Annotated in this window: 12 protein-coding genes; 6 read left to right on the top strand and 6 right to left on the bottom strand. The window is 36.6% G+C overall.

Translation table 11 applies throughout. The features are described 5' to 3' along the window. From NK356_RS18490 to NK356_RS18470, 5 genes are all read left to right on the top strand, one after another. A complete protein-coding gene (locus NK356_RS18490; protein WP_034693924.1) occupies nucleotides 1-729 on the top strand; it encodes a rhomboid family intramembrane serine protease in 729 nt (242 codons plus the stop codon). A 9-nt stretch (nucleotides 730-738) separates the two neighbouring features. After that, nucleotides 739-1,731, top strand: a complete 993-nt coding sequence (locus NK356_RS18485) for an endonuclease/exonuclease/phosphatase family protein (RefSeq protein WP_253317687.1) — start codon at nucleotides 739-741, stop codon at nucleotides 1,729-1,731. 73 nt (nucleotides 1,732-1,804) lie between these two features. Then, nucleotides 1,805-2,776, top strand: coding sequence for an endonuclease/exonuclease/phosphatase family protein (locus NK356_RS18480; RefSeq protein ID WP_034693920.1), 972 nt, complete (start codon nucleotides 1,805-1,807; stop codon nucleotides 2,774-2,776). A 4-nt stretch (nucleotides 2,777-2,780) separates the two neighbouring features. Continuing rightward, entirely contained in the window at nucleotides 2,781-3,143 is a 363-nt protein-coding gene (locus tag NK356_RS18475) for a hypothetical protein (protein WP_034693917.1), read from the top strand. Between the two features lie 29 nt (nucleotides 3,144-3,172). Beyond that, a complete protein-coding gene (locus NK356_RS18470; RefSeq protein ID WP_034693915.1) occupies nucleotides 3,173-3,583 on the top strand; it encodes a hypothetical protein in 411 nt (136 codons plus the stop codon). Between the two features lie 242 nt (nucleotides 3,584-3,825). Here NK356_RS18470 and NK356_RS18465 read toward each other — a convergent pair whose 3' ends face one another. Further along, nucleotides 3,826-5,340, bottom strand: a complete 1,515-nt coding sequence (locus NK356_RS18465; protein WP_034694213.1) for a GH3 auxin-responsive promoter family protein — start codon at nucleotides 5,338-5,340, stop codon at nucleotides 3,826-3,828. A 412-nt stretch (nucleotides 5,341-5,752) separates the two neighbouring features. On the opposite strand from NK356_RS18465, the gene NK356_RS18460 reads away from it, so the two are divergent. Then, nucleotides 5,753-6,787 (top strand): hypothetical protein, encoded by a 1,035-nt coding sequence (locus NK356_RS18460; protein ID WP_034693912.1) that lies wholly within the window; start codon nucleotides 5,753-5,755, stop codon nucleotides 6,785-6,787. An 86-nt stretch (nucleotides 6,788-6,873) separates the two neighbouring features. On the opposite strand, the gene NK356_RS18455 is transcribed toward NK356_RS18460, so the two are convergent. The 5 genes from NK356_RS18455 to NK356_RS18435 all read right to left on the bottom strand — a co-directional run bounded on the left by NK356_RS18455 (nucleotide 6,874) and on the right by NK356_RS18435 (nucleotide 12,816). Further along, complete coding sequence (locus NK356_RS18455) at nucleotides 6,874-7,284, bottom strand: BrxA/BrxB family bacilliredoxin (protein WP_034693910.1); 411 nt, start codon at nucleotides 7,282-7,284, stop codon at nucleotides 6,874-6,876. A 452-nt stretch (nucleotides 7,285-7,736) separates the two neighbouring features. Next, on the bottom strand, nucleotides 7,737-8,183 hold the full coding sequence (locus tag NK356_RS18450) for a GatB/YqeY domain-containing protein (protein ID WP_253317686.1): 447 nt from the start codon (nucleotides 8,181-8,183) through the stop codon (nucleotides 7,737-7,739). A gap of 164 nt (nucleotides 8,184-8,347) precedes the next feature. Continuing rightward, nucleotides 8,348-10,261 (bottom strand): cell division protein FtsZ, encoded by a 1,914-nt coding sequence (gene ftsZ / locus NK356_RS18445; RefSeq protein ID WP_253317685.1) that lies wholly within the window; start codon nucleotides 10,259-10,261, stop codon nucleotides 8,348-8,350. 122 nt (nucleotides 10,262-10,383) lie between these two features. Then, nucleotides 10,384-11,769, bottom strand: a complete 1,386-nt coding sequence (gene ftsA, locus NK356_RS18440; protein ID WP_034693905.1) for a cell division protein FtsA — start codon at nucleotides 11,767-11,769, stop codon at nucleotides 10,384-10,386. Nucleotides 11,770-11,847: 78 nt separating this feature from the next. Continuing rightward, complete coding sequence (locus tag NK356_RS18435; protein ID WP_253317684.1) at nucleotides 11,848-12,816, bottom strand: cell division protein FtsQ/DivIB; 969 nt, start codon at nucleotides 12,814-12,816, stop codon at nucleotides 11,848-11,850. Between the last annotated feature and the right edge of the window lie 64 nt (nucleotides 12,817-12,880).

Genomic DNA, 12,880 nt, shown 5'->3' with positions numbered 1-12,880 from the left:
ATGTTTAACAATATACCGCCAATTACAAGGAATATTATAATAATCAATGTTATAATTTTCATTATAACTTATCTAATTGGAAATAAGATGGTCGAGTATCTTGCTGCCTTTTATCCTTTTTCTCCCTTTTTCCATTCATGGCAGATTATTACCCATATGTTTATGCATGGAAGTATTATGCATATTTTATTTAATATGATGACGCTCTTTAGCTTTGGACCTATTCTGGAACAGACATTAGGAGACAAAAAGTATTTGATTTTGTACTTTGCAAGTGGCCTTGGGGCGTTTTTTCTTTTTAATGCATGGAATTTTGTGGAAGTTCAGCAGTTCTCCAGGGAATTGGAACAACTAGGATTTAATGTAAATGCATATCTGTCCGGCGCAAGCGTTGAGTTTGCAGGAAATACAGGTTCAGTTCTCAAACAAAAGGAATTGCTGAAAAGTTTAACAGATATTTTAACAACTCCAATGGTTGGAGCTTCCGGAGCTATTTTCGGAGTAGTAGCAGCATTTGCAACATTATATCCTGATTCTAAAATTGGAATTATGTTTATTCCGGTTCCGATTAAAGTAAAATATTTGTTGCCTATTATTGTTGTTGGGTCTATATACCTTGGGGTTTCCGGAAACGGAGGAGGTATTGCTCACCTTGCCCATGTTGGAGGAGCTTTGGTTGGATGGCTGCTGGCAAGAATTTGGAAGAAACATTTGTACAGATTCAACTAAAATAGCATTGTGAAGATTTTCCGACTTATAGTATTGATTGTCCATCTGGGAATTTTATTTCTACTGTTGGGTACTTTATTGAACGCTTATGTTCCACCAAAGGTTTTCCCTTGGTTTAATCTGCTTTCCTTAGGTTTTCCTGTGCTTATTATAGTATATGTGATTCTAACGGTTTTCTGGGTATTTAGCTGGAAAAAAAGGGCGTTTGTGTTTATGTTTGCAGGGTTAGCGTTTATAAATCCTGTAAAACGTTGGGTTAACTATTCTTCTTCTAAAAGTGGAGATTCTGAAATAAAAGTGGTTTCTTTCAATACCAGAGCTGGCAGAATAGGAAACAAAGAGCTCGAACCCTACCTGAAATCTCAGAATGCAGATGTTCTTCTTTTGCAGGAGGATGCGGGTATTAAATATCAATTTGAAGGCTATCAAAAAGCAAATCCCGGGGGAGGCTTAACAATTCTGACCAGGCATAAAATCATTAAACAGCAGATTATTGATCCACAAGATGAAGAGGTAAGAATTCCTGGTGTGATGGCGGATATAGAAATTAAAGGCAAGACCTACAGGTTCATTGATGTCTATCTCAATCCTTTTCGCTTTCAAAAAGATATGGTGAGACTTAATGGAAATACCGATACCGATGAACAAAAAATAAAAGATGTTGTTAAAAGACTGATTCCTACTTTTAAAAAACATCAGGATCAGGTGGCGCTCATTCGTGAGGCCATTGATAATTCTCCTTATCCTGTAATTCTAGCGGGCGATTTTAATTCTGTACCCAATTCTTACGAATATTATCATTTATCAGACGGGCTTGAAGACGCTTTTGTGAACGCAGGAAAAGGAAGTGCAACCAGTTTTCACGACTATAAATTCCCCATTAGAATCGATTATATTTTTTCTTCAAAAACTTTAAAGGCAATATCTTATAAAGTTGACCGTTCTGTAAGTATTTCAGATCATTATCCTGTCACAGTTAAGTTTTCTACGGAGAGCAAATAATCATAAAAATAGTTAAAATTATCTGCTTGGTAGGATTTTTGTTGAAAGAAAACCGTACCAAGACCGTTTTTTCATGAAGTCGAACCAGATATTACTATTTATACATATCGTTGTTGCTGTTTTGCTGTTATGCACATTGGGGAATGCATGGATTCCACCCAATATTTTAGGCAACCTGAATCTTCTGTCTCTTGGTTTTCCTTATCTGATTCTGTCACACTTGATTCTTACACTGATCTGGATCTTAAAAAAAGAAAAAATTGCTATAGCTTTTGCATTGGGTACACTTATTTTCTATAATCCAATCAGACGATGGGTGAACTTTTCTCCCAAAACAGAAAATTTAAAAACAATACGGGATATTAAAGTATTGACCTTTAATGTGAAATATGGAGAATATGGCTGGGATAAAGTAAAAGACTATATTAAAGCACAGGATGCAGATATTATTCTGGTACAGGAAAAAGATACAAATCGTGTTATAAAACGTGATCTTATAAAATATCCGTCGGTTATTCTTAAAACTAAGCATAAAATTGTAAGACAAGCGGAACTTATTGATGAGAAAGCCCGCGGAAATTCATTCTATGCTGATATAGACATCAATGGAAAAGTAATCAGAATTATTAATGTATATCTTGAACCCTTCAGACTTCATAAATCGATGTTTACGAAACTTGATAAATTAGGGTTGGGAAATGTTTCAACATTACTTTCTCATATGACTCCTACATTCCAGGCTCATGAAGATCAGGTAAAAAGAATCAGAAAAATGATAGATTTATCTCCTTATCCTGTTATTCTGGCAGGAGATTTTAATTCTGTTCCGAATTCATACGAGTATTATAATCTTGGAAAAGATCTTCAGGATGCATTCTTAGTAGCAGGAAAGGGTAGTGCTAGCAGTTTTCATGATTATAAAGTTCCTTTAAGAATTGATTATATCTTCACTTCAAAATCAATCATTCCTTTAAGCTATAAAGTAGACCAATCTGTGAAATTATCGGATCACTATCCTGTAATTGCAGAATTTCTGCTAAATTAGTTCCATGAAAAATTTACTGGCTGCGATTTTTGTTTTTACCGTTCTTTTTACTGCATGTTCCAAGAAAGAATCTCCGGGTTTTGGGGCTGAACAGGAAGTGAGAGTACGTTATGATACCACTGCTATTGACTCCTTTTCTACAGGAGCTGTTTCAGTGGATATTGCACGAAAAATAAGAATGTCTTCTCCTCAGTATCTTGATTCAGTAAAACAGGCTAAAAAGCTTCAGGATGAAGAAAATAAGCTTAAAGCAGAACTTGAAAAGGAAAACAAAGCAAAACAGGAAGAGGAAAAGAAAAAAGCAGACGCTGAAAAGAAGCTGAAGACAGCAGAAAAACCAGTTACTCAGGAAACCAAAACAGAATAATTTTAAATTACCATTAAACAATATACAATATGAAAAAGCAAATTATTGCCGCAATAGTGATCTCTGTGTTCACTGTAGCATGTACAAAATCAACTACAAAAACAGAACAGGTAGAAAACCCTGACGGATCTACTACCACAACCACAACTACCACCACAGAAACACCTAACGTTGTGGATACTGCGAAAATCAACAATGCAAAAGAAGATGTGAAAGCTAAAGTAGATGAAGCTGGTAACAAGATTGACGATGCCGCTCAGAAGGCAAAAGATAAAATTGATGCCACGGCAGATAAGACAAAACAAGATCTTAATAAAGCAGGGCAGGATATCAAAGCTGAAGCTAACAAAGTAGGGCAAGATGCAAAAGAAGCCGCTAAAAAAGGAGCTTCGAAAGTAGAAGAAGCTGCGAAAAAAGTGAAAGAAGATTTAAGCAAATAAATAAAGAAGCCGTAGTTCAATAGAATTACGGCTTTTATTTATTATCTGTGAATAGCTTTTTTAGCGCAAAGTTTCTATTTTGATACTGTAATAATTTGAGGGAGCGAAGATTGAATCAATAGATTGATTCTAACTAAGCTTACGTATAGCCACTACGCTTCATAAGCTGCGAAGCTGCAATATTCTTAGCCCTCTTAAATAAAACATCCGAATTACTAATTCTTTGCGTTTTAAAATAAACTTTATTTATTCATTTCCAGCAATGGATCAATATACTCTCTGTCATTGCTTAACCTTGGTACTTTATTTTGTCCGCCTAGCTTTCCTTTTGCTTCCAGCCAGTGATAGAACAAGTTTTCTTTGGCGATATGCACAATCGGCCTTTTAAGAGTCATATTGTTGTATCTTTTCGCTTCATAGTCTGAATTGATGGTCTTTAAATGCTTATCAAAAGCATCAATAAAGTGATCCAGATTATCAGGATGCTGACTGAATTCAAAAATCCATTCGTGGGCACCTCCTTCATTTCCCTTCATAAATACAGGAGCCCCTGTAAAATCCGTGATTTGTGCACCCGTTGCTTCACAGGCCTTTGAGAGAGCAGATTCCACATTGGTAATCATCAGTTCTTCCCCAAAAGCATTGATATAATGTTTAGTTCTTCCCGTTATTTTTATTCTGAAAGGATTGATCGAGGTAAAGACAACGGTATCGCCAATCAGATATCTCCACAGTCCTCCATTGGTGGTAATCACCATTGCGTAATTTTTTCCTATCTCCACATCTTCCAGACTTACAACCTTAGGATTTGAAAAATGAAACTGATCCATCGGGATGAATTCATAGAATATTCCATAATCCAGCATCAGAAGCATCTCATCACTGTCTGATCTGTCCTGGATCCCGAAGAACCCTTCGGAAGCATTGTAAATTTCGTAGTAATTGATGTTTTTTCCGATGATCTGCCTGAATTGCTCCCGGTAGGGCTTAAAGCTGATTCCACCGTGAAAAAACACCTCTAAATTAGGCCACAGCTCAGAAATACTTCCTACATTGGTTTCCTTTAATACTCTTTGCAGAAGAACCATCATCCAGCTGGGTACTCCCAGGATACTTCCTACATCTTCATTCTTTACTTCGGAAGTGATCGCTTTAAGCTTACTTTCCCATTCTCCCATCAAAGAAACTTTCTTACTCGGAGTGGTGGTAATTTCTACCCAAAAAGGAAGATTATCAATGAGAATAGCAGATAAATCTCCAAATTTTGTATTGAAATCAGCATACAGCTCGGAGCTTCCGCCTAAACGTAAGTTTTTATAATTAAAAAGCTGGTTTTCGGGATGGTTGTTGGCATAAATGGAAACCATATCCTTTCCGGCTTTCATATGGCAGTATTCAAGGCTTTCGGCAGAGATCGGAATGAACTTGCTTTTAGCATTTGTGGTACCGGATGATTTGGCAAAATGTTTAATGAGACCAGGCCAGCTTACATCTTTATGCCCCTGTCTTGCCTTTTCAATAAAAGGTTCCATTTCTTCATACGTAACTATAGGAACTTTGTTTTTAAAATCCTGATAACTGGAGATAGAATTGAATCCGTATAGTTTGCCATATTCCGTATCCTCCGCATGAAACAGCTGAGAAAAGAGTATACCTTTTTGGGTTTCAATAGGATGGTCCATGAAATTCTGTATCTGGTCAATCCTTTGACGGATGAACCAGTTAACTACGGTATTGAAAAGTGCTTTGGTTGCCATTTCAACAAATATAATGATATTTGAATTTTCAGAAAATTTTTTTTTAGTCTTCAATAAAAATTCTATAGTCTTTTAGTTTTAAAAAGAAATGATTACTTCTGATTACTCAATTTCTCAGTAAATGGTCCTGTGATATTATCAACAATTTAATGTATGAAAGGAAAAAGGTTGAGTCACTGTTTTTGCCTTCGAATGGTAGTTTGTTTTTGAAAATTTGCTAATAATTATGTGAAATACCCATAGGATATGTTGACGTACTGGTCTAAGTTTGTTACATTCAATTGGTTAGTAAATAATGATTTTAAAATATTCTCATAATTAATTGATTTAAAAATAGGACTTAGTAAAACTAGTAAATGAAGGGATTAAATAACCCACCAACTTAATTAGCTAACTTTAAACTACAGATACTATGAAAAAATCTTTAATTGCAGCGCTCATATCCGGGCTTGCTTATTCTCAGGTGGGAATTAATACTACTGCTCCTGCCACGACTTTGGATGTTAAAGCTAAGCTAGGTACTGCAGATGCAGATGGTTTACAGGCTCCACGTCTTACCCGCGCCGAGCTTACAGGTAAAGGAACCCTATATACAGCTACACAAACCGGAGCTTTGGTATATATTACAGATATTACCGGAGGTGATACAGCTGGGCCCAGAGCAAATATTACATCAATAGGATACTATTATTTTGATGGGATTGTATGGCAGAGAGTTATTACGTCCACTAGCGTACCCAATGACTACTGGAAGCTTACCGGAAATTCGGGAACAGCTGCCGGAACTAATTTTATAGGAACTACAGATAATGTTGATCTTATTACCAAAACCAACAATATTGAAGCGATGAGAACCACCAGCACCCAGCAGGTGCTGATTGGTACGAATACAGTACCTGCAGGTGGAGGAAATTCCAAGCTGATTATAGATAACGGTACAACAGCTGGTGGATTACAGCTCAAAGACGGAACACAGGGAAATAATAAAGTTCTGATGTCTGATAATAATGGTGTTGCCAGCTGGCGTAATAATCCAGTTCGGGCATATATCTCTCCAGAATGGAATGCTGGTCCGGGACTGACTGGTCCTGCCATTTTGCAAGACTTAAAGCCAGGTGCGCTTTTTACAGTTAGCTTGGGGCAGGCATATTGGGGAAATACAGGGGAAATATTTACTATGACAGCATCTTTAAACAGCCAAGGTCAGCCAGTACTATATGTTATTACTACCAGTTCTGAGGGACCCACTGCAACAGTTACCAATAACCTTACTGATACTGTAACTGTAACAACCAGTGATTATGCAGGAGTAGGAGGAAGTGTTGATTATAAATTTAAAGTTATAGAGAGCCCTGCCGGTAGTGGTATACTTGCAATACACTATGAAAATAATAACCCAGGTCATGTTTATTATATGAAAATAACCGGATTTTCCCCAACTGAGTAATTAAAGATCTGTATGCAAAATGGTATAATTTCAATAAAAAAACCGTTACAAAACTTGTAACGGTTTGATATTTAATATATTGCTTCTTAGCAGTATTCGTCGTATGCTGCCTGAAGGTTAGCTGCGATAGCTCCTGCAGGGTTTCCTTCAATGTGGTGTCTTTCCAGCATGTGAACCAATTCACCATCTTTGAAAAGTGCTACACATGGAGAACTTGGAGGGAATGGAGCAAGGTGCTTTCTTGCTTCTGTTACAGCCTCAGTATCAAATCCTGCAAAGACAGTAGTTAAATGGTCTGGTTTTTTATCTCCTGTTAAAGAGTATACTACTCCTGGTCTTGCAGCACCTGCAGCACAACCACATACAGAGTTGATGACCAATAATGTAGTTCCGGACTGCTTCAAAGCATCTTCTACCTGAGTAGGAGTTGTTAAATCCTGGAAACCTTTATCTGTAAGCTCTGCCTTCATAGGCATTACTAAATCTGTTGGATACATATATTTTGTTTTTTATCTCTACAAAGTTAAGCAATTCTTTGCGTTTGTTCAATATATAAAAACTATCAATTGATTAGTCATATAAAATTAACCAAGTATTAATATTGTAATAATATTCTAAAAAAAGTGAATTAACGCTAGGAATAATAAAATATTATTATTAAATTTGAAATGATTCTGAAAAACAAACGACCGTGAAAAAAACATTTGAAGCTTTCCCTCAAGCAATCAATCACTTAAATACTCTCTGAAATATGGTAGTAGCTTAATTCTCTTTCAGTTTAGAATCAAACTGATTAACAAACTTTAATATCCAAAGAAAGTGAAGCCCGGAACTGAACAGTTCCGGGCTTCTAATCAAATCGATATGCAAAGGTTGTATATCCTATAGTTATGGAGTGAGAAGCGTTTTTGGGCTTTGAAATAAATCTAAGTCCAAGCGCAAATCACCATTAAGAAAGGAGCTTTTTAGCCATCTCGGAAATACTTTTTCCGTCTGATTTTCCGGCTAATGCTTTCGATGCAGCTCCCATTACCTTCCCTAAATCTTTAACAGATTCAGCTCCGGTTTCAGAAATAATATTTTTCATTTCTGTTTCTAATTCTTCAGCTGAAAGCTGTTTAGGTAAGAATTGCTCAATAACTTTCATTTGAGCGTCTTCTACTTCTGCAAGATCATTTCTTCCCTGTGCAGTAAATTGGTCGTAAGAATCCTTACGTTGTTTTACCATTCTCTGAAGAATAGCAATTTCCTGTTCTGCGGTTACTTCAGCTCCGATGGCTTCCGTTTTAAGCAGTAATATCTGAGATTTCACAGCACGCAGAGAGTCCAAAGCTACTTTGTCTTTCGCTCTCATTGCTGTTTTTATAGCTTCGTTTATTGTATTTTCTAAACTCATAAGTTTATAATTTGAGAATTTGAGAATGAAATAATTTGAAAATAATAAAACATCGGTAAATGATTGAGCTTTATATTATTAATTAAAATAATTAGCCAATACACCGAATATCTACCAGTTGGTTAATTTTCAAATTCTCAAATTATTCCATTTTCAAATTAATTTTAGTCTACATCTTTATTTAAAAATCTGTTTTCTCTGATCTGCATAGATCCATTGTTATCAGACAGGTAAGTGTTGATATTCTGGTCTGATGCATTGTTTCCGTCGATCGAAATATTTTTTCTTTTGAAAGCTGGAATAGATTCAAACTCACTTGTGCTGTCAAAATTTTGATAACGGGAGTTGAATTCTTTTAATTTATTTCTTCTTTCAATCACTCTGTCCTGATCAATCGTTTTATTCACGAAGGTGAATTCTGATTCTTCAGTTTTCGGAGTTTCAATTTCTGTTTTGTTTTCAAAAGTTGATCTTGTTTCAACCTTTGGTTCTTCCTGTTTCTGGTAGAACGTTTCAATCTTTTGAGCTGGTTCAGCTACTGCAGCATTGGTAGGAGTATTAAACTCAGCTTTAGGCTGTCCAAAATCGCTATTAGGCTCATTTCTGATAGGCTCGTTTACAAAGAAACTGAATTCAACAGGTTTTTCATTTGAAAACGAATTGTTGAATGGAGTTCCGGATTGTGGTTCCTCTTTTTTGTTTTCAAAATCAAATGAGAAAGACTGGATCTCAAGATCGTTAGGATCATCATGTTCTTCATCAATAGCTAATAAGCTATATTCTTCTCCTCCTTCTTCTTCATTTCTCCAGCTTTGTTCCGGAGTATTTACTGTATCTTCCTCTTTATCAAAGAATTTTATTTCAGTTCTCGGCTGCTCTTCTTCAATAATCATTTTTTTTTCAGTAGACGTCACATTGAACGGAGTGTCATTGTCTTCGTCATCCAGTCTGAAAAGGTTTTTTCCTCCAAAATCATGCGTTGCCTCAGGAGTTGATTCTCTTTCTTCTCTTGTTTTGAAAGGAGAATTTTTAGGAGATTCAAAACTGTCGTTAAGACTGATTCTGATTTTCTCTGTAGGTCCTGCAAACTTCTTATTATCATTAGAGAATCCTGTTGCGATGACAAGAACGCTTACTGCATCTCCCAATTCTTCATCTGCACCCACCCCGAAAATGATATCTGCAGTGTTTCCTGCTTCTTTCTGGATGTGGTCCATGATGATACCGATTTCATCCATAGTAACTTCTTCAGCACCACTTCTGATCAATAACAGGACGTTTTTAGCACCTGTGATCTTATTATCATTCAATAACGGAGAATCAAGGGCCTTTCTTACAGCTTCTTCAGCCTTATTTTCACCTGAAGCAGTTCCAGTAGACATCAATGCAGTACCGGAATTCTGAAGTACAGATTTAGCATCTCTAAAGTCAATGTTTACATCAAAGTAACCTGTAATAACTTCTGCCATACCTTTAGCAGCATTGGCTAAAACTTCATCGGCTTTTGAAAACCCTTGTTTGAACCCAAGGTTTCCAAACTGCTGTCTTAGCTTGTCATTGTTGATCACAATTAATGAATCAACATTATTTTTTAGTTTATCAAGACCATTTTCAGCCTGATCCAGTCTTCTTTTCCCTTCAAAACTGAAAGGAACGGTAACAATACCTACGGTAAGAATTCCCATGTCTTTTGCTACTTTTGCAATGACAGGAGCGGCTCCGGTACCTGTACCACCACCCATTCCGGCAGTGATAAACACCATCTTGGTGTTTTGGCCCATAGCAGCCTTGATATCTTCAATACTTTCGATGGCTGATTTTTCTCCTACTTCAGGATCGGCACCAGCTCCAAGACCTTCTGTAATAGAAGTTCCCAACTGAACTTTATTGGCTACCGGGTTATTATCTAACGTTTGAGCATCTGTATTACAAATCACGAAATCAACTCCGTGAATTCCTTTCTCGTACATGTGCTTCAAAGCGTTGTTTCCACCGCCTCCTACACCGATTACTTTTATGATGGATGAATTTCCTTTTGGCAAATCAAATGAAAATCCTTGTGTACCTATATTTTCCATAACTATACTTTTAATAATTGATAAGTGATAGATGATAATTGATGAATGATATTTGTTATTAAATTAATAAATATTAAATTATTTCCAGCTATCATTAACCATTAATCTTGTATCATTTATATTTATTCTACTTCTTCAAAGAATTTTTTTACTTTTTCCATAAGCGACTGCCCGAAGGTTAATTTCGCCTTTCTATTCTCCTGTCTTTCATTTTCAACAGATTGCTGCTCCTGAACGGGCGTCGCATGCTGAACAGGTTGAACAGTTTCTGTCTGTGCTGCAGTAACTTCCGGTTTTGGCTGTTCTGTAACAACTTCTACAACTTCGTCAATATTCTGCTTTTTGTCTCTGATCTTCAAACTCTCCATCAGTAATCCGATAGAGGTAGCAAATTCAGGGCCTTTCAGATATTGATTTTTATCATTGGCGATATATTCATTCGCAAAACCGATTCTGCTGTCAAAACCTGTTGTATAATTGGCCAGCTGACGAAGGTGTTTAAGGTTTGAACCACCACCTGTAAGAACAATTCCGGCAATCAGTTTTTTCTTTTGTTCAAAAGCACCGTAAGCTTTCAGTTCTGTATTTACCATTTCCAAAACTTCTTCTACTCTTGCGTTGATGATCTGTGCGAGAGTTTTTAAAGAAATTTCTTTGTCCGGTCTTCCGTGAAGCCCGGGAATGGTTACAAAAGTACTGTCTTTTTCTAATTCGGGAACAGCCGAACCAAACTTTACTTTCAGTTGTTCTGCATGTTTCTCTATGATGGAACAGCCTTCTTTGATATCTTCGGTAATAATTCCGCCTCCGTATGGAATCACACAGGTATGACGGATGATATTATCTTTAAAGATCGCAATATCTGTTGTACCACCACCAATGTCAACAATGGCTACACCAGCTTCTTTTTCTTCTTTTGTAAGGACAGCTTCTGAAGATGCCAATGGCTCTAAAGTAAGGGCTTCCATTTCTAATCCGGCTTCACGAACGCATCTTGCAATATTTCTGATGCTGCCCATTTGCCCTACTACAACGTGGAAGTTGGCTTCTAAACGTTTTCCATGCATTCCGACAGGTTCCTGAATTTCCCCCTCGGAATCCACTTTATATTCTTGAGGAAGTACGTGGATAATTTCTTCTCCAGGAAGCATAACCAGCTTTTTTACCTGATCTTTTAATGCTTCGATGTCATCGTCTGTAATAAATTTATCAGGATGTTCACGCATAATATAATCGGAGTGCTGCAGAGAACGGATGTGTTTTCCTGCAATACCTACCGTAACTTTGCGGATAGGAACTCCAGCACTGGATTGTGCTTCGGATACTGCAGCCTTGATTGAATTAATAGTTTGTGAAATATTATTCACAATACCTTTATGAACACCAAGACTTTTAGCTTTTCCTACACCGAGAACTTCTATTTTCCCGTGTGCATTCCTTCTTCCGACAATCGCGACTATCTTCGTTGTCCCGATGTCCAGACCTACTGAATACTCTTGATTTTCCATTTTATATCGATTTGATTTTTTCTACTTTTTTATCTATAAGGATAGGCTCCTATTTGTGTATTAAATGCCCTGAGGGACTTATTCTATTTTTACTTTTGCCTTAGGCTTGGACTGCGCCTTGACGGGTGGCTTTTTTTCCACTTTTTTAGTTTCTTTTGTTGGTCCTTTCGGTTTGGTACTCTCTTTCGGTTTTACCGAAGTGGAGTTACTTTTTTTTACCTCTGCTATTTTGGGTTTAGCTTCCGTCTTTTTAGCGGCTGTTGGGGAAGGAACTTTTGCCAATTCCATCTTTCCTGCCTTTAAAATACTGTCATTTTCTTTAAAATAGGGGTTTAAAGTAGTGACAATCTGATTCTGATATTTTACAGAAACCATGCTGTATTTCTGAGGGTCTTGATACACAAGGTATTTTTCTACAAAGGTTTTAAATCCTTTTACTTTAAAATCAATATTATCAAGGTCTCCAATTTCTACTCTGTAGTTTCCTTCACTTGTCAGAAGGCTATAGCTATCTTTACTCTTAGAGATTCCGATAAAATATTTCTTACTGAAATCATCTTTGTCTATCTTTTCTACCAGTTCCGCCAGCTTTTCATATTCATCCGGCTGTACGCTTCCGGTTACCAGCATACATGGGTGTGAATAGGTTCTTGAAATAGGGAATTCAATTCCTTTTTCATCTACATAAAAGTCTTTTCCATCTTTATTTAATCTGAAAACGGGCACTCTCTGTTTGATATCCAGATTGAGCTTTCCGTTCAGGTTCAGATAAACATTGGCACTGTCTACTGCCGGAAGGGAATTGATCTTTTTTTCCAAAGAAGGAATGTTAAGATCTCCCACTTTTCCTGAAGGATTTTCTTTTTTTACAATTTCCCTGATGTCTTTTTCGTCAACAAAATATACCGGAGTTTTCTCGCTCATTTTTACAGAAATCTTATTGTCCGTAATCTGCTCACGGCTGAATCTTCTCAATGAGAAGCTCAGTAACAATCCCAGGATAATTACAGTGACAACAATTTTTAATATTCTGTATTTATTTTTCATATTTTTTTTCTGCCACTATGGGCACAAATCAATTTTATTTTTCCGTTCGCAAGCACGTTTCACT

Source organism: Chryseobacterium sp. S0630, from assembly GCF_024158915.1.
In the GTDB taxonomy this organism is placed as follows: Bacteria; Bacteroidota; Bacteroidia; order Flavobacteriales; family Weeksellaceae; genus Chryseobacterium.
The sequence above is the reverse complement of the archived record's forward strand: the minus strand, read 5'-3'. Positions and strand labels throughout refer to the sequence as shown.